General features: G+C 68.8%; 23 protein-coding genes. 5 read left to right on the top strand and 18 right to left on the bottom strand.

Going from position 1 to position 16,468, the window contains the following annotated elements; translation table 11 throughout:
- Both NBY69_RS18565 and NBY69_RS18560 read left to right on the top strand, forming a co-directional pair.
- Nucleotides 1-209 (top strand): hypothetical protein (locus NBY69_RS18565; RefSeq protein WP_374211295.1); only part of this gene is annotated, 209 nt, incomplete at its 5' end.
- A complete protein-coding gene (locus NBY69_RS18560) occupies nucleotides 206-2,071 on the top strand; it encodes a discoidin domain-containing protein (RefSeq protein ID WP_250302128.1) in 1,866 nt (621 codons plus the stop codon). The genes NBY69_RS18565 and NBY69_RS18560, both read left to right, overlap by 4 nt.
- 89 nt (nucleotides 2,072-2,160) lie before the next feature.
- On the opposite strand, the gene NBY69_RS18555 is transcribed toward NBY69_RS18560, so the two are convergent.
- The 14 genes from NBY69_RS18555 to NBY69_RS18490 form a co-directional block, all read right to left on the bottom strand.
- Complete coding sequence (locus tag NBY69_RS18555; protein ID WP_250302126.1) at nucleotides 2,161-3,012, bottom strand: Bax inhibitor-1/YccA family protein; 852 nt, start codon at nucleotides 3,010-3,012, stop codon at nucleotides 2,161-2,163.
- 776 nt (nucleotides 3,013-3,788) lie between these two features.
- Entirely contained in the window at nucleotides 3,789-4,124 is a 336-nt protein-coding gene (locus tag NBY69_RS18550) for a DUF6415 family natural product biosynthesis protein (RefSeq protein ID WP_250302125.1), read from the bottom strand.
- A 111-nt stretch (nucleotides 4,125-4,235) separates the two neighbouring features.
- Complete coding sequence (locus NBY69_RS18545) at nucleotides 4,236-4,439, bottom strand: hypothetical protein (RefSeq protein ID WP_250302124.1); 204 nt, start codon at nucleotides 4,437-4,439, stop codon at nucleotides 4,236-4,238.
- On the bottom strand, nucleotides 4,436-4,888 hold the full coding sequence (locus NBY69_RS18540; RefSeq protein ID WP_250302123.1) for a hypothetical protein: 453 nt from the start codon (nucleotides 4,886-4,888) through the stop codon (nucleotides 4,436-4,438). The genes NBY69_RS18545 and NBY69_RS18540 overlap by 4 nt, the downstream gene beginning before the upstream one ends.
- A gap of 87 nt (nucleotides 4,889-4,975) precedes the next feature.
- Nucleotides 4,976-5,815 (bottom strand): helix-turn-helix transcriptional regulator, encoded by an 840-nt coding sequence (locus NBY69_RS18535; protein ID WP_250302122.1) that lies wholly within the window; start codon nucleotides 5,813-5,815, stop codon nucleotides 4,976-4,978.
- A complete protein-coding gene (locus tag NBY69_RS18530; protein WP_250302121.1) occupies nucleotides 5,812-6,348 on the bottom strand; it encodes a DUF6879 family protein in 537 nt (178 codons plus the stop codon). Before NBY69_RS18530 ends, NBY69_RS18535 begins: the two co-directional genes overlap by 4 nt.
- Complete coding sequence (locus NBY69_RS18525; RefSeq protein ID WP_250302120.1) at nucleotides 6,341-6,559, bottom strand: hypothetical protein; 219 nt, start codon at nucleotides 6,557-6,559, stop codon at nucleotides 6,341-6,343. The genes NBY69_RS18530 and NBY69_RS18525 overlap by 8 nt, the downstream gene beginning before the upstream one ends.
- 182 nt (nucleotides 6,560-6,741) lie before the next feature.
- On the bottom strand, nucleotides 6,742-6,927 hold the full coding sequence (locus NBY69_RS18520; RefSeq protein ID WP_250302119.1) for a hypothetical protein: 186 nt from the start codon (nucleotides 6,925-6,927) through the stop codon (nucleotides 6,742-6,744).
- Nucleotides 6,928-6,941: 14 nt separating this feature from the next.
- Nucleotides 6,942-7,154, bottom strand: a complete 213-nt coding sequence (locus NBY69_RS18515; RefSeq protein WP_250302118.1) for a hypothetical protein — start codon at nucleotides 7,152-7,154, stop codon at nucleotides 6,942-6,944.
- A gap of 167 nt (nucleotides 7,155-7,321) precedes the next feature.
- Nucleotides 7,322-8,455, bottom strand: coding sequence for a hypothetical protein (locus NBY69_RS18510; RefSeq protein WP_250302117.1), 1,134 nt, complete (start codon nucleotides 8,453-8,455; stop codon nucleotides 7,322-7,324).
- Nucleotides 8,452-9,357 (bottom strand): lactate/malate family dehydrogenase, encoded by a 906-nt coding sequence (locus tag NBY69_RS18505; protein WP_250302116.1) that lies wholly within the window; start codon nucleotides 9,355-9,357, stop codon nucleotides 8,452-8,454. Before NBY69_RS18505 ends, NBY69_RS18510 begins: the two co-directional genes overlap by 4 nt.
- A complete protein-coding gene (locus NBY69_RS18500; protein WP_250302115.1) occupies nucleotides 9,354-10,559 on the bottom strand; it encodes a hypothetical protein in 1,206 nt (401 codons plus the stop codon). Before NBY69_RS18500 ends, NBY69_RS18505 begins: the two co-directional genes overlap by 4 nt.
- Nucleotides 10,560-10,732: 173 nt before the next feature.
- Nucleotides 10,733-10,939: a hypothetical protein gene (locus tag NBY69_RS18495; RefSeq protein WP_250302114.1), complete on the bottom strand. Its 207-nt coding sequence runs from the start codon at nucleotides 10,937-10,939 to the stop codon at nucleotides 10,733-10,735.
- On the bottom strand, nucleotides 10,929-11,657 hold the full coding sequence (locus tag NBY69_RS18490; RefSeq protein ID WP_250302113.1) for a DUF6415 family natural product biosynthesis protein: 729 nt from the start codon (nucleotides 11,655-11,657) through the stop codon (nucleotides 10,929-10,931). Before NBY69_RS18490 ends, NBY69_RS18495 begins: the two co-directional genes overlap by 11 nt.
- A gap of 386 nt (nucleotides 11,658-12,043) precedes the next feature.
- Between NBY69_RS18490 and NBY69_RS18485 the strand changes: the two genes are divergently transcribed.
- The 3 genes from NBY69_RS18485 (at nucleotide 12,044) to NBY69_RS18475 (ending at nucleotide 14,618) form a co-directional block, all read left to right on the top strand.
- Nucleotides 12,044-13,531, top strand: coding sequence for a helix-turn-helix domain-containing protein (locus NBY69_RS18485; RefSeq protein WP_250302112.1), 1,488 nt, complete (start codon nucleotides 12,044-12,046; stop codon nucleotides 13,529-13,531).
- A gap of 4 nt (nucleotides 13,532-13,535) precedes the next feature.
- Nucleotides 13,536-14,147 carry a 2'-5' RNA ligase family protein gene (locus NBY69_RS18480; RefSeq protein WP_250302111.1) on the top strand — a complete coding sequence of 204 codons (612 nt, stop codon included), beginning with the start codon at nucleotides 13,536-13,538 and terminating at the stop codon, nucleotides 14,145-14,147.
- A gap of 246 nt (nucleotides 14,148-14,393) precedes the next feature.
- Nucleotides 14,394-14,618, top strand: a complete 225-nt coding sequence (locus NBY69_RS18475; RefSeq protein WP_250302110.1) for a hypothetical protein — start codon at nucleotides 14,394-14,396, stop codon at nucleotides 14,616-14,618.
- A 126-nt stretch (nucleotides 14,619-14,744) separates the two neighbouring features.
- Here NBY69_RS18475 and NBY69_RS18470 read toward each other — a convergent pair whose 3' ends face one another.
- The 4 genes from NBY69_RS18470 to NBY69_RS18455 are packed head-to-tail and all read right to left on the bottom strand — an operon-like array spanning nucleotide 14,745 to nucleotide 16,333.
- Nucleotides 14,745-15,035, bottom strand: a complete 291-nt coding sequence (locus NBY69_RS18470; protein ID WP_250302109.1) for a hypothetical protein — start codon at nucleotides 15,033-15,035, stop codon at nucleotides 14,745-14,747.
- Nucleotides 15,032-15,223 (bottom strand): hypothetical protein, encoded by a 192-nt coding sequence (locus NBY69_RS18465; protein ID WP_250302108.1) that lies wholly within the window; start codon nucleotides 15,221-15,223, stop codon nucleotides 15,032-15,034. The genes NBY69_RS18470 and NBY69_RS18465 overlap by 4 nt, the downstream gene beginning before the upstream one ends.
- Nucleotide 15,224: 1 nt before the next feature.
- Complete coding sequence (locus NBY69_RS18460; protein WP_250302107.1) at nucleotides 15,225-16,070, bottom strand: N-acetylmuramoyl-L-alanine amidase; 846 nt, start codon at nucleotides 16,068-16,070, stop codon at nucleotides 15,225-15,227.
- Complete coding sequence (locus NBY69_RS18455) at nucleotides 16,070-16,333, bottom strand: hypothetical protein (protein WP_250302106.1); 264 nt, start codon at nucleotides 16,331-16,333, stop codon at nucleotides 16,070-16,072. The genes NBY69_RS18460 and NBY69_RS18455 overlap by 1 nt, the downstream gene beginning before the upstream one ends.
- Nucleotides 16,334-16,468: the final 135 nt, after the last annotated feature.

The following is a 16,468-nucleotide window of genomic DNA, read 5'->3' as shown; positions in this document are numbered from 1 at the left end:
TCCCCTACCGCCACCCCCGCGGCGCACCCACCACCACGCCCCCGCCCACCACCGCCGCCACCCACCACGCCCCCTACCACCACCGCCGCGGCCACCCCCACGGCGCGCACCTTCGCCATGCCCTCATGACCTCCGGGGAGACGCTCCACCCGTCCCCGGCGCTTGTCCGGTCCCGTACCCCCACCGCACCCGAGGAGCACACCGTATGAGCACCATCGGCAGAAGAGGCTTCCTGGCCGCGAGCATCACCGTGGCCGGCGCCGCGACCGGCCTGGGCGCCGCCGCACCCGCGTTCGCCGCCCCGGCGTCCGTCACCGGGCCGTCCGCCGCCCGGTCGTCCACCGGCCTGACCGCCCCCGCCGCCCCGACCCCGCCGCTGTACCGGGAACACCCCTGGCTGCGTACCGCCCGCACCGGTCTCTTCCTGCACTGGGGCATGTTCACCGCCCCCGCCTTCACCGATGCCGCCGCGTGGGAGGCGGAGGTCACCGGCTCCGGCTGGACCGCCGAGTACTGGGTCCGGGAAGCGCTCAAGCTCAAGGCGTCCTACCTGGTCCTGGTGACCTTCCACAGCCGCCTCGGCTACGCCCGCGCCTGGCCCTCGCAGATCCCGGGCAGCGGCTCCACCCGGCGCGACTTCCTGGGCGAACTGATCGCGGCGGCGAAGAAGCGCGGCCTGAAGGTCATCTGTTACGTCACCGACGACCCCCAGTGGCACGACGCCACCGGGACCGAGTGCCTGGACTCGGCCGCCTACTCCGCGTACAAGGGCAAGGCCGTCGACCTCACCACCCGCGAGGGCTTCGGCGAGTACTCCTACGACGTCTTCGTCGAACTCATGCGGAACTACCCGGAGTTGGCGGGTTTCTGGATCGACAACGACAACGAGTACTGGGAGCGCAACAAGCTCTACGAGCGCATCCGCACCGAGCGCCCGGACATGACGCTCAGCAACAACAACGAGGACACCCCGATCATGGACATGGTCAGCCATGAGCAGAAGAAGGGGATGCTGCCGGACTACGACTACTCGGCGGCCACCTGGACACCGCTGCCGCGGCTGGCCGAGGGCTGCTTCACGGTCGGCGGCAACTGGTGGTACGAGGGCAAGAACAACACCGTCGACTACCCGCTGACCATCCGCCGGGTGATCAGCAACGTGGGCGCCTCGATCCGCTCGCTGATAGCCGAGGGCGCCCAGCACAGTGGCCGCTTCACCCCGAACATCGAGGCGTTCAACAACTACGTCGCCGACTGGTTCGACGGCATGTGGGAGTCCGTCGACGGCACCGAGGGCGGCGGCTACATGTACGGCGGCCTGCAGCCCGGCTGGCTGAACGACGGGGCGTTCGCCGCGGTCACCGTGGCCCGGCACGACCCCCGGCTCCAGTACCTGCACGTCACCACCCGCCCCACGTCGGACACCTTCGTACGGGTCCGCGACAACGGCTACCGGATCACCCGCGTCGAGGACCTGCGCACCGGCCGGCGGATGCCGTTCGTCCAGGAGAACGGCACCCTGACGATCCGTTCCGTCTCCACGTGGGACGACTACGACACCGTCTTCCGCATCAGGACCACCGGTGACCGCGCCTTCGTCCTGCCGGGCCACCGGGTCCGCGCCACCGCCACCTCGTCGAAGGCCGGGTTCCCCGCGTCGAACCTGGTGGACGGTGACTTCACCACGTACTGGGACGCCGACGACACCATCCCGGTCTCGATCACCCTCGACCTCGGCGAGGTGCGCAACGTCGCCTGCCTCGGCGTCAACCACCACGAGTGGTCCCCGACGCAGAACCGCGAGACCTTCGGGCGCAAGGAGGACTCGGCCCGGATCAAGGAGTACGGGGTCCAGGTCAGCCGCGACGGCCGGAACTGGTCGACCGTGATCGCGAGCGCGGAGCTGGAGAGCGCGAAGGCGGTGCGCTTCATCGACCTCGACACCAGGGCCCGCTACGTCCGGATCGACGTCGCGTCGACCTGGGCGCTGGAGAGCGTGCCCGCGTACTACCGGAAGCTGCTGATCGACTCGATCGAGGTCACCACGGGGCACCCCAGGAGCCGCGGCTGACGGTGGAACAGCGATGGCCGCCCGGACCAGGTCCGGGCGGCCATCGGCGGGTACACGTCAGTCCCCTGACGTCGCCTCAGTACTTCCTGCTAGTCACCGCTGAAGATCGCAACGAGCCGCAGCATCTCCGTGTAGATCCACACGAGCGACACCGTCAGACCGAAGGCGGCCAGCCACGACTCCTCGCGCGGGGCGCCGAAGGCGATGCCGTCCTCGATCTGCTTGAAGTCCAGCGTCAGGAAGAAGCAGCCGATCAGGATCGCCGCGATCCCGACGAGCGCACCGAGCGGACCGAAGCTGCGCAGCCCGCCCTGGTCGGCCACCCCGGTGACGACCAGCAGCAGATTGACCAGCAGGAGCCCCATGAACGCGAAGGCGACGGTCATGCCCATGCGGGCGTAGCGCGCGGTCACCCGGATCCAGCGCTGCTTGTACATGAACAGCGTGGCGCCCGAGACCGCCATCGTGCCCAGCACCGCCTGGAAGGGCGCACCCGCCCACTGGCTGTTGTACATCTCGCTGATCACGCCGAGGAAGATGCCCTCGAAGAACGCGTAACCGAGGATCAGCGCGGGCACCGGCGTGCGCTTGAAGGACTGCACCATGGCCAGCACGAAGGCGACCAGCGCGGAGCCGAAGGCCAGCCCGTAGCTGGTGGTGGAGACCGGCAGCAGCGTCCAGGCCAGTACGGCGGCGACCGCGACGGTGCCGAGCGTCATGGCCGTGCGGGAGACGACGTCGTCCATCGTCATCGCGTTGGTACGGGCGGGCGCCTGCGGGCCGTGCGGGTCGGGCGCGTACGGATTCGTGGCATACGGATTCGTCGCGTACGGGTTGGTCCCTACCGCGGGGCCCCCGGCCTGCGGTGCCGCGTTGAAGCCCGCGTAGCCGTTGTCGCGGCTGAAGCCCCGTCGCGAGAAGACCGGGTTGCTGCTCCTCATCTCACTCCTCAGTGGCCACGGTGCGTGGCCTCAGGGCAAGAGTAATGGGACAGCAAAGAGAAGGCCCTACTGCCTGAGAAGGATCTTTCCGCGGCGAACCCGGACAATCGCGACATCAGTGCGGGATGCTCTCCCAGCGGACACACAGGAACTGGCGAAGTGCCCGGAACCGGACTTGAACCGGAGCCGGACATCATCCTGACCAGCGTCTTTGCTCTGACCTGCCGATTGCTCCCCCGCCCCGCCCCGTCCCGACCCGTCCCGACCCGAAATGGCGCGCCCACGTGCGCCCATGGGCGCACACCCGCTGAGCTGCATTTCCTGCCGCGCGGTCGCTGGTGCCGACATGGCTGGATCTCAGCACAGACGCCCTCAGCCGCCCGGGAGTGAGAGTGCGGCTGGGTGTGACACGCGGAATCGAGGACGGCGGTCGCCGAAGCACGCAACGTTAATCGCCGCCGCCTTCGCGTCGAGTCAAGTCCCGGGGTTCGGCGCGGGCGCCCAGTACTGCTCGCCGTCGGACGCCCGCCCTCCCCGACCCGGTCCGCTGTGTGACGAGCCGGCCCGGGAACTCAGCAAGGCGGTTGGTCTTCGCATGGTCTTCGCAGGCTGGGCGTGCGGCTCACCAGCACCGCGGGGACTCCGGATAGGTCTGGCGCGGCGGGGGCTTCCCCGGGCAGCCCCCCCTGTGTACGACGACGGTCCCACCCGGGCCGGACGCCCCGTACTGGGTCAGCTCCTCGGCCTGGCCCTTCGCCACCGGCTGCTCGCATCGGTCACACAGCATCGCGAGTCCCCCACCCTTCGAGGGCGGGATGTTCCGGCGCGGCACCGAACACCTCCGGCTCCTCGTGCATCAGCGTCAGTAGCCGCACCACCGGGGGCATGGCCAGCAGGTCCAGCACGCTGCCCCGGACCGGGTGGGTCAGAATGCCCTCTGCGAGGCCGAGGGTCTTGGTGACGACGTCGCGCAGCGGTCCGGGGGCAGCGTCGGCGAACTCCTGGCTCACCACGTCGACCAGCCGTCGCACGTGTCCCGACAGGGCGTCCCGCAGCCGCTGCACCTGCGCTGGCGGCGGCTCCACCCCATCGGCCAGGGCGTCTGTCGCCATAGCGTGAGCCTCGGCGCAGTCCCGCCGGATCGCCGTCTCATCCATGGGCCACCAACCGCACACTGGCCGTCGGCATCTCCGAGTACACGCGCGTGTCGGTCGTCAGGGTCGTCACAGCTTTCCTTTCGTCGGGCAGGTGAGACAGGACCGGGGGAACCAGCGGACGCTGCTCCCGTACACCTCGCGTACGCGCTCCCCCAGGTCACGGAGGAATCCCGAGCGCAGGCCGGCGCCGCAGAACACGCACCTGCCACCGCGCTGCTGGCACGTGGTCAGGGACTCGAAGTCCGGCAGGTCCGCAGACTTCGTCGTCATACGAACGCCGAGACCGGCAGGTGCATCGGCCCGCCCGGTCCGAACGCAGCGCCGAGGGCTGCCAGGTCGGTCAACTTGCCGGAGCCGTCCGGCTTCTCCAGCCACCCGCGGCCGTTCAAGTAGTAGTCGGCGGGCGGGCAGATCAGTTCCCAGGGAGGGGTACGGACGGTGATGGCCCGTATGTCGGCGAGTTCCTGGCCGGCGTCGAGCGGGACCAAGAACCAGGCGAGGTCAGCCGACGGACTGACGAGCACAGGGCCGAGACGGTCCGGCCCTACGCGCTGCATAGCGTCGACCGAGCGCATAAGGTCGGCCTCGGCTGCCAGCCAGAGGCGTCCTGACGGGATTTTGGCGAGCTGGTCCTGCGCCCATCTCCGGAAGATCTGCACTGGATCCGGAGCCGACAGGGCCAGCCACTCCGAGCCCGAATTCAGCGTCTGTGAGTGCATGACCAGCACCGTAGAGACACGCGTTGCGGCAATGCGTGGCGATTTCTCGGTATTTCTACCGTCGTACCAGCGGCTTCCTGAAGTTGCTCACATCAGGTCGAGCGAGGCCCTCGCTCGGGCGATCAGACGGTGTGCCTGATGCCCGGAGACCGCGACCCGCGACAACTCGTCCCACACAGTGCGGTACAGGTCGATCTCTGCCGAATCCGTGAGCCGGAGCTCCGCGCCGATCGTCTCGGCCATGACCAGCCGGTCGTCGAAGATCCAGAATCCGTGGGTGGGTACGACGGACAATTCGGCGCCGAGCGGCACCACGCTCAGCTGGACTGTGGACATGCCGAAGACTCCCGACAGCCTGTCGAGCTGGCCGGCCATCACATCACGTGGGCAGAGCAGCATGTGGAGCGCCGGTTCCCAGACCATGAACTGGAAGCGGCGGCCCGGTGTGTACAGGGCCTGTTGGCGCTGCATCCGTGCGTTCACCCCGGCGTCGATGTCCTGAACGCTCTTGTGGAGTGTGGTGGTGCGGATGAACATGTGGCGGGCGTACTCGGCAGTTTGCAACAGGCCCGGGATGACGGCGGATTCGAAGTTCCGGAGCTCCGCCGCGCCGTTCTCCGTCGCGTGCCACGCCTCTTGCCGGGCGCGGACACCTGCGGCGAGCTGGCGCCGCCAGACCGCGTAGTGCGTCTCCAGAGACCGCAGTCGGCCGGTCATCTCGGGCAGGACTTCAGCGACGCCAAGGAGGTCCGTCCACGCCCGCAGGTCGTCTATCGACGGCACCTGCTTGCCGGTCTCGATCTTGCTGACCTTCGAGGCCGGCCAGCCAAGCCGAGCAGCAAACACCTTGCCGTTCAGCCCACCCTCGGCGCGCAGCTCTCGCAACCGCGCGCCGAGGGCAAGCCGTGCCGTCTGGAAGTCGCTCACCTGGAGGGCGTGTTCTCCTGCTCGTAGTCCGCGAAGGTGATCGCATGGTGCCACGCCGCCTCGCGCCACTGCACATGGTGCAGGACATCGGTCGGCTCTTCCGACAGCACGACGCCGAGGAAACGGTCGTGCTCACCGAACTGAAGGCGGGCCACGGTCCGCGAGTCGAATACCCAGAAGTCGTAGTCGGGTAGTTCGAGCTCCTTGGCCTGGTCCCGGCCCAGGTAACGGATGTCCTCTCCGGCCGCGAGGTTGTGAGGCGTCCCCCACAGCTCGAACCGCAGATAGTCCGACGGCGGGTCGTCGATCACCCGGACCCGTGCGACCCGCTTCCCCGTCCCGGTCTCCGTCCGCATGAGGTCGAGCCACGGGGCGAACCAGCCGAGCCCCGGAGCCTTCCCCGCGAGGAAGCGCCGGTACGGCTCGTCTTCGTCCGGGATGCCGTACGACGAGCGGACCTCCAGGCGGAACGCCGTGTGCGAGCAGTCCTTGAACAGCTGGAGGAACTCCTCGCCGCTGACCAGCTCAGGCACCGGCCACCTTCGCAGCGTGGTACTCGAACAGGACGGCGGGAACGACGACGAATTCCTCGCCTTCCTTCACCTGGAGGAGCTGGCCGATCTTGGCCGGGTCAGTGAGCTTGGTCCCCTGAACGACGATGTCGCCCGTGTCGGTGTCGCGGTAGAAGGAGGGGCATCCGCCGCCCTGGGACGTATTGCTGCTGCCGAGAAATTCCAACGCCATGGGATCAACCTTTCACGATGGTCGGATCCTCAGAATGCTCGCTATCGACCGGCGCCGCGCGGGTGTTGCTCGAAATTTCTCGTGCATGTCCGGGGCATGCCTGAATTGCTCATCCCAGGCATCCAGACACGCGTGTGGCCCGGCAACATGGCCGGGCCACACGGTTCGGGGACGAAGATTCGTCAGGCCAAGGCGGGGCCCCGGCGGTTGTGCGCCTTCACCAGCGCTTCGAGACGCCGGACGCAAGGCTCGCAGCAGTAGAACGGGGCCTCGCCCTGTTCCAGACTCTGTACAGGGCCGAGCCACAGCACGGGCACGTCCGGCCGCTCGCAGCGCCAGCACTGCCCGGTGGACCACGTCCTCTTCACAGCGCCACCCGTCCTTACAGACTCACGCCGATTCTGACCACCAGCAGGGCGAGAACGATGAGGTAAAGGGGCACCACCCAGGCGATACTGGGGTGTTCCCGGCGAATGGCCCGCCATGCTGCCCAGCCGCTGTGGCCGTCAGCTCGGGCCCGGACTCCCAGCGCGCTGACGCTGAGTGCCGCGTACTGGATTGGGTTGCCGGAATCCGTGTCGCTGCGTTCCGTCACGGGTGTTCCCTCTCTCTCGTGCATTTGGGTGGGAGACCCGCCCCGGCCGGCACTTCCGGACTCCGGCCTGGGCGGGCGATCTTGGTGCGACCCTTGACCCGATTTGGTCGCCGTGGGTGGTGTGCACAGTGGGCCGTACGGTTCCCGGTCACGCGTGCCGGGTTGAGTCAGACCGCGTCGGTGACCTTGCTCAACAGGGCCGCGCTCGCCGGGATGTCGTGATTCAACCGGACCGCGCGGTGCGGCAGCATGGCGAGACGCGATGCCACCTCGGCGCGCGCACTCTCCCTGCCGCCACCGTCCACGCCCCGGGCCTGCCCGAAAACGTCCGGGTACCGGTCCTCCGTCGCCCCCGACATGAAGTCTTCTTCCCCCAGCGTTCGGGTGCTGTCGAGAGCATCCGGTGCCATGCCTGCGTCGATCTGCGGGAAGAGGAGGCCCACCACCCACCCACCGGTTGCCAGCGGCACATCGAACAGGTCCGGGAACTGGTCCGGGAACACCTGGACCTTCCGCTCCCGCTTCGGGGTCTCCCACAGCGGCGTGTGGTCACCAGCGAGCAACGCCTCGGTCACGGACTCGTGCTGAGTCGGGTGGAAGGCGCCTCCGGCTCGCAGATGCTCCCGGGCGGGGATGTCCCAGCCGAGCGAGTGGAGCAGCCCGAGGCCGAGTGCGGCAGCGGACGGCCACGGCACTACCTCTACGTCCCGCTCACCGGTCGGCCGGACCAACACCCTGTCGTTGGCGAGGAGTTGCCAGCCACGAGAGGCGAGCAGCAGTGCGGTGGTCGTCTTCCCTGCCCCCTTGTCGCCGAAGGTGAGGAGGGTCGCCCCGTCGTCCGGCCGCACGACGGCGGAGGAGTGGAGCACGGCCCAGCCGGCCCGCAGGAGCTGGCCACGAATCGCCTCCCGCGCGAGGCGCGCGGCGGCCAGGGCGAGAGACTGCGCGTCGGTCCCGGCCAGGAAGATACGGTTGGATGACGGCGTGCTGCGGTACGCGATTCCCTCGTCCCGCGATGTCGCGATGATGTCCTCTCCATCACGTGCCACCAGTAGAGGGTGCTTGGCGTAGTCCACGGAGTCGGTGGGCCGGCCGTCGTGGATCAGAAGGGTGATCTTCTCGCAGGCGTCCCGGTTGACGTCCGCGATCACCACCGCGTCGGCGCGCACGGAAGCGGCGTCCACGGAAGTGGCGTTCCACCACGGGCCGAAGTAACGCAAGGCCCAGGCCGTGACCTCCGGGCGGTTACTGAGCACGGTGACGGCCGCAGTTGCAGCCTCAAGTCGGGTAGCGCTGGTCATGGGGTAGTCCTCTCGGTGTGGGCAGGGAGATGGGTGTAGGCGTCGCGGAGGCTGCTGGCCGCAGAGTCCAGACGCAGGCGTTCGGTACGGGTGAGCTGGGGCAGGCGCGCTTCGGCCCTACCTCCGGTGAAGCGCATCGGAATCCCGAGCCAGACGTCGCCGTACGGCACGGACAGTTCCTCGGTGCCGTCGACCAGGCCGAGGGTCTTGCGGAGCGTGGACAGCACGGCACCGGCGGGCCCGCAGCGGGTACGGCCGATGCCGGTACGGATCAGCGCGGGTCGCCGCTGGAGGTCTTCCACGACCACGTGCACCGGGACCGTGACCGGGCGGCTGTCGACGGTGGTCGTCGACACGCACACGACCGCGCGGTCACCGTGCTCGCCGATCACGTGGCCGCGCACCAGGTCCGGCGACACCTGGGCGTACCGGGCCAGCAAGAGCCGGTACCTGGCCGAGTCGAGGTTCGACCCGATCCCGAAGACCCGGGTGCAGCCCGACACTTCGGCGAAGCGGCGGGCCATCAGGTCCACGGGATTCGTCACGACGAGGACGGTCCCGTCGTACCCGCGCAGGTCCCGCGCGAGGGCCCCGAGAACGGGAGCGTTGGCGGCAGCGCCGCCGCGGCGGATGTCCCGGGCGGCAGTGTTCTTGAAGGCCGTACGCAGGGCGACCACTACCGCGTCACACCCGTACAGATCGGCGATCTCGCCGGGCTCGACCTGCGTGCGCGATCCGGCGGCGAGCGCGAGGTCCTGGAGGTCGGCGGTCAAGCCGCGGGCCTGGTCCGGTTGTCGGGACACAACGAGAAGCCGTCCGGGTAGCGCGGCGGCGACGAGACTGGCGGCGAGGGTCTGTCCGACGGCACCTGCCCCGACAATCCCCACGACCGGGCCGCTCATCGAGGGCTCCCAGCGGTGTGCTCGACCTCGGAGAAGGCGGCGTCCAGGAGCCGGGGCCCGGCCATCGCCCCGACGAGGAGCGCACTCACCCTGTCCACGATGCCCGCCACCGTCCGGGCCTTCGCCACGAGGGCCCCCTGATGGGGTGCCAGGGGGAGCCCCGTCGGCGCGCTGAGACACGTACTCAGGATGCTGACGGTGTCCATGAGCCACAGAACCATGACCTCACGGAGCCGTCCCGTCCGCTCGTGCTCGGGTAACGCCGCAACGTGTCTCGCGAGAACGGAGGCGACCCCCTGCACGATCTGTCGTCCAGCGCGCGGGTCAGGGTGTCCGAGGGCGAGAAGCAGCGTCCGGCCGAGAAGCTTCGCGATGTCCGGCTGAGGCCCGGCCGCCCACTGCACGGCCGGGTCGATGTAGGTGAGGCGGGGGCCGTCGATATACACGTGCTCGGGCTTGAGGTCGCCGAAGACGACGACGTCCTGGCGGGGTGAGATGGCGCCTGCTATCCGAAGCAGCCGCCACACCGCGTGCTGGACGAGCTCCACGATCTCCTGGCGCTCGTTCTCCGGGAGCCCGCTGTCCCGGCCGAGCGCCCGCAGATAGCTGTTGGCGCTCAGGCCGTTGAACTTCCGGCGGAAGACGCCGACGACGGACCGCTCACCGATCGGTGCCGCTCCGCGCAGGCACTCGGCGCCGGCCGGGCCGTGCAGATCGCCGAGGGGGAGAAGGACCGTGTCGAGGAGAGCGCCCGTGTCCCACGGGCGGGCCGCCAGTTCGTCAGCCAGAGGTGTCCCGGCCGCGATCCGTGTGAGGAGAACTCCGCCGTGCATGCCGGCCGTCTCACACACCCGAGGCCGCCCGAGCCTACGGAGGAACTCCAGGTTCTGCGCCTCGCGCGCCGTCAGCAGTTCGGCGCTCTGGACATACGCACGCTGTGCTTCCTGGACCTCCTTCCACGTCCCCCCGGCGCCCCGCAGGATGGACACCAAGGAGATGCCCAGCCAGCTGTACTTGGCGATCAACTCCTCGTCGTCAACGGTGACCCGGCAGACGTAGGAAGTGACGCTCGGGCACTGGGGGCCAAGAGCCACCTTCCTGTCGGGCCAGAGGTCCTTGATCGCGCGGGCGATGGTCCGCTGAGTCGCGGTGTGCAGCAGCGCCGGGTTCACTGTCGTGTTCTCGTTCGTTGCGAGGGTCACCGACCGCCTCCTTGTGGGATCGCGTTGTCTGTTGGCGTTGATCCGTGAACGAGTTCCAATCGAGCTACCTCGTGACGAGGTCGTGCCAGGCGCAGGCGGCGAACCAAAGGCCGACGAACGCGAGGAACCCGAAGCAACTCGGGCTGGCCAGCACGGTCAAGCACCCATGGCGCTCACCCATGGGCGCGGCTTCGTCCTCGGCTGATATCGGCCGGGGTGATCGGGTCGCCGCGCCACAGCACCGTGGATGCCTGTGCTGCCAGCTCGCCGTCCAGGTCTACGACCTGGCACTGGCCCTTCGCCTCGGCTCTCCGCGAGGGGACGCACGGGACGGGGTCCATGGCGCGCGCGGGCACGACGAGAGGTGGCTCAGCTGTCATAGCGGGGCCCGTATGCGAGAGCGATTTCAGCGGTGAGCGCGGCGTGCAGCAGCTCGGGATCGGTGAGGTAGCACAGCGGCGACACCGGGACGGCCCAGTGCAACCCGGGCGCGCTGGTGCGACCTACGGGCGGCACGGCCACGTACGTGTGCGGTCCGAGGACGCCGACGGTGTGCTGCGGCAGCTCCCACGCGTCGGCCGCTCCGGGCTCGATGAGCCAGTAGAGGACCATCCCGTACGCGTCCTCGATGACAGCTCCGCACTGCGGGCCCAGGCGGTCGACGACACACCGGCCGAGTCCCGTAGCAACCCGTACTGCGTCCCAGTACTTGCCCGTGGCGACAAGATCAACACTGGCCCCCTGCGGCGGCGACCAGGGGGCGATGGCCTCAGCGTCGTCCGCCGCCCCCAAACTCTCCATGTGCGTGCACAGGGCGACCACGGAGCGGGACAGACGCTGTGCCTCCGCGAGCAGCACTGGCCCCGTATGCCCAGTGGTGTGGCCCAGACGACGACGCGCCTCACCGATACCTGCCCACGCCGCAGCCCCCAGCCCATCGTTCACAGGGCGTTCGGCGGCCAGCCGGGCAACCGCGGGGACGAGCTGCGCGACGAAGCCGCGCAGCACCTTGATCTCAGCGAGGAGGCCATCTGCCGGGGGCGCCTCGCCCGCCGCGAGCAACCGAGTTGCTACCGCCCGCATCTGTTCGAGATCCATGGGCCTGGCGACGTCTGTCGACGGTCTGGGAGTGGCAGTAGCGTGGATCATGTCGGCTGCTTTCGTCAGGGTGGCCACGCCCTGGGGCCGTGTCAGCGGTCGCCGGGGTCTGAATGTGAGCGGCCGGGGCGTCGGGTGCTGTCTGCACGGGAGAGTCCCCGGGGGCGTGATTCTGATGGTCCCTAAACAGTCCCAACAGCCGCGCCTCCCGTCGCGGGCCGCGGTGTCCAACTTTTCTGGCCGTCCTGCAACGTCCTGACCTGCACCGCCTTCACAGTCCATGGCGTCTTGTGGACGGTGCCGCGGCCTCAGCATCACCGACCCGCCATCGCGCGGGTGACGTAGTGGCTACCGTGAGCGAATCCCCCCGCACGCAGGGAGAGTTGATGACGCCACAACCACCGCAGGGCAGCAAAGCCGACCGTGAGGCCCTGCGCCACGAAATGACAGCCTGCGGATTCACCACGGAACAGGTCGCCGTCGAGATGCGCAGCCGCTGGCGCATGCGCCCACGGGAAGCATGGCGCCACGCGCTCGGCTGGACGTTGCAGAAGGCGGCCGACCGGCTGTCCACCGCCCCAGGGCCCGCCATCGCAGCAGATGCTTCCCTCGTCGCCAAGTGGGAGAAGTGGCCTGGGCCGAGCTCCCGCCGCCCGACCCTTCAGGTCCTCGCCGCTCTGGCCGTCACATACGGCTGCACCGTCGAAGACCTGCTCGACATCGAAGACCGGCGAGCGCTCCCGGAGGGAGACCTCCGGGTCCTCGACCACGTTCCCGAGCCGACACCGCACTCACAGGAATCTATCCAACCGGCCGACCCCGAGCCGGAGCCTGACCGAGTCCTTGCAGCCGCCGCGGAGTCCGCGAGCTGGGCGCAGTGGGCCGAGTCGACCAATGTCGGTGACATCGCTCTGGAACAGCTCTTCGCCGACGTCCAGACCCTGGCCGGTGACTACCTCACCGGTGATCCCCTGCTTATGTTCCGCCGTACCCGCGAGCTCCGTGACCGCGTGTTCCGCCTCCTCGAAGGGCACCAGCCACCTCGCCAGTCAGCTGACCTGTACGTGTCCGCCGGCTACGTGTGTGGGCTCCTCGCCTGGATGTCCTCCGATCTCGGAAACCTGCGGGCGGCCGACACCCACGGGCGAACCGCGTGGCTCTGCGCAGAAAACGCCGGTCACGCAGCACTCCGTGCCTGGGTCTACTCCACCCGTTCCAAGGTCGCCCTGTGGGACGGCCGACTACGCGATGCGGTGAACCATGCCCGGCGCGGCTCGCTTGTCACCGTCGACGGCACAGTCGGCGCCCTCCTCGCCTGCCAGGAGGCGGACGCGTGGTCCGTCCTGGGCGCCGTCGACGAGGCCGAAGGCGCACTGGCCCGCGCCGTCCAGGCCCGTGAAAACGCTACGGGAGGCGACGACGTCGGCGGGCTCTTCTCCTGTCCGCAGGCCCGCCAGGAGAACTACGCGGCAGCCGTACACCTGCGGATCGGGCGCCCCCAGGCGGCATTGGCCGAGACTCAGACGGCCCTCGAACTGCTGGCCGCGCAGCCCGTCCGCGCGTACGGCACCGAGGCCCAGATCCACATCAGCCAGGCCACTGCCCTCCTCGCCTGCGGTCATCCCGAAGGCGTCCTGGAAGCCCTGCTGCCAGTCCTCGCGATGCCCGCCGAGCGAAGGATGGGGCCAGTGACGCAACGCATGCGTGAGCTGGCAGCAGCCATGACAGGCCGCCCTGTAGCGGACTCCAACGCAACCGCATCTGCCCGGCGGACCATCGTTGACTGGTGCGCCGACTCCGCACCACAGCAACTGGCCCTCTCGTCAGGAGAGGCCGCAGGCTGGTTGGATCTCGCGCATGAACTCAGGACCTGAGCACATGCGCGATCACTGGTGGTGGCGGCCCGGCTGGACTGTGGGCCGCCGCTTCTACACCTGGCACCTCACCTTCGACGGCCAGGGCGACGTCCACCGCCTTGCAGCGCAGTACCGGGCAGCACTGGCCCCTATCGAGGGAGTCGACCCCATCCCCGACGAATGGCTGCATCTGACCATGCAGGGCGTCGGGTTCGTCGGCGAGGTCGACCAAGCAGATGTGACCGCGATCGTCGGTACCGCGCGCGAGCGCCTGGCCGCGGTCCCCGCCTTCGACGTGACATTGTCCAAGCCGGTCGTCGACCCCGAGGCGATCCTCATTCCCGCGCAGCCCGACAGCCCCGTCCGCGCAGTGCGGGACGCCATCCGTGCCTCGATCGGTGAAGTCTTACCCGAAGTGCCGGAAACAGCCGAGGGCTTCACACCCCACGTCTCCGTCGGCTACAGCAATGCCACAGGACCGAAGACGCCGTTCGAGGAGACCATCGCATCAGCTGATATCGAGCCCGCGCGGGCTCGGATCACCCACGCCGATTTGATCATCATCCACCGAGACAACCGCATGTACGAGTGGGAGCCAGTAGTCAAGGTGCCCCTCGGTGACCAACCGGCATGACAAAGGCGCCTCAGCAGCAGTCAACAGCTGGATTGCTGACGGCACCACAAGGGGTGCGGCGCCGCCCTACTCCAGGGGGGGAGGAGTAGGACGGCGGTCCCCTCAGTGTGAGCCCACGGCTGGCATACACGCAGACACTTCGACGAATTGTCGCCGTTCCCCCAGGTGAGGGCACATACCGGAGACGCGCATCACACCAGGGGGCCCGCCTTCGAAGCGCATCGCACTGAGGTTTACGATCCGGCCGTGGCAAAACCGAGTGATGACCTGATCAGGCTGGCGCGCGCCTCAGCCGAGGCGCGGCAGAGGGCAGTGAGCGGCCCGTACAGCGTGGAAGCGTGGGCCCCCTGGCGTGAGGCCGCGCACCGGTTCTTGAACGCCGTGTCGGCCGAGGCAACGGCGACGGAGCAGGATCGGTACAAACTAGAAATGGCGGCGAAGAAGGCCGTCCAGCCGGACGCAGCTGAGTAGCGTCGGCCGCGCCTGTCCAGGCGCCTGGGCGCCCTGAAGAAATCACCCGGGCCGGCCGCGGCACGCCGAAGCCCTCCACCCCAGACGCATTCCAGGGTGGAGGGCTTTCACCGACGAGAGCTGACGTCAGCCGGTGACGAACAGTGCGATCACTGCCGCGACGAGCGCACCGATCGTGAGGATCACACCGAGCTGGGCCAGCGGCCACCGGCCTTCCTTCAGCGCCTCGACGTCCGCCCTCAGCCCCTTAATCTCCTCCTCGGTGTCCGTACGCAGCTGCTTGAGATCCGCGTCCGTCCGCGTCGTCCGCTCAACCAGCACGGACAGACTCCCCTTGATCTCAGCCAGGCCTGTCCCGATCTCGCCGCGCAACTGCGCCAGCAAGATCGAGACGGCCTCGGTCTCCGGCGCAGTCACTCCAGGCTCTGCACGGCAGGCCTGGTGCTCTTCCCCGACTTCCCGGTCGTGCCGCTCGGGCTGCCCGTCGCGACCGCGGTGAGGACCGCCAGCACTCCGGCCATACCCGCGGTGCCCAGGGCAGGCGACTGCGCGACGGTCCGCACAGCACGCCCGCCGGTCGCCCTCCAGAACACTGCTGTACTCATGTCAGCTCTCCTCGGTCAGCACAGCAGTCAGCGCCTCGACGGCCTTACGCAGCCCCTGCACCTCGGCCAGGAGCGCGTCCGAGTTCTCAGCGGCCTTCCGAGCGTGGGCGTACCCAGACCCGATCGCGGTGTTCACCGCGATCCGCTTGTCAGCCAGCCCGGCATCCTTCGGCCAGTGCGCCGGCACCCAATCGCCCAACTGCACCTGGTCGTTCAGCTGCATGTCTTCCTCCGTGGGGGGTGTCCAGCTCGCCGGATGGGCGAGCCGTTCAGCGACGTCGGCCCGGAAGACGACCATGTCAAAGCTCGGGTCGACCTTGCCTTCGACGCTGGTCTCTTTGTGGCCGACGACGCTGTTGGCAGACCAGCCGTGCGTGCGGCAGATCGCCGCCGCCCACCGGACCGCCGCCTGGTACTGCACATCCGGATACGGGTCCTGGCCCGTGCCCAAATTCTCAATCTCGACGCCGTAGAGGTACCGATTGCCATCGACCGTGCCGGAGTTCGCATCCGGTCTCGGATGCGTGGCCGACTCGTCCACCACGGCGGTGAAAGCGTTGACCGCGACTAGATCGGCATGATTGGCACGGCCGTTGCCGACCATCGTCGCCGCCCCGTCCTTCGCCAGGTGGGTGTGCGCAAGCGGGCCCGGCAGATCCGGGCGTCCCGACCACACGGTTCCCAGCGAGTTACTGCCCGCCGTGTGATGGATCAGAACACCGTTCACCCCACCCCATGCCCCCACGCTGTTGCGATTGTGGGTACGCCACCCAGCGTGTTCGACGACGTGTACGCCCTCGGCCCGGAGCGCGGCCACCAGCCGGTCGGCTGTCAGCGGAGTCGCCATCACACAGCCTCCGGCCAGTGCCAGGTGCCACCGAGCTGGGCGCCGGTGTCGTCGTGGACCGAACCGCCCGCGTCGAGCGGGTGGAAGAACAGCCCCGATGGGTTATGCACGGAGAGCCCGACTCGGGCGGGGTCGCTGGGATCGACCTCGGTGACAACCGCAGCCCTGCAAGCGGGCCGGAACGCCTGGCTGCCATCGCTGCGCAGCGGCGTTCCGTGGCTGACGTAGTGGACCGGCATACCGACGGTCGGCTGTTGGGACATGCACACCTCCAGGGGTGACGGAGACGTCCGGACGGTGTCCGGACACACATGAGGGCCGCGTCCGGACACGTGTCCAGACATGAGAGGGACGAGGCGGTGACCTTCGTGGACACCATCCGGACACTGTCCGGACAG

The sequence above is a fragment of the Streptomyces sp. A 4/2 genome (genome assembly GCF_940670765.1).
Classification (GTDB): domain Bacteria; phylum Actinomycetota; class Actinomycetes; order Streptomycetales; family Streptomycetaceae; genus Streptomyces.
This window is presented reverse-complemented; position numbering and strand designations above follow the sequence as displayed.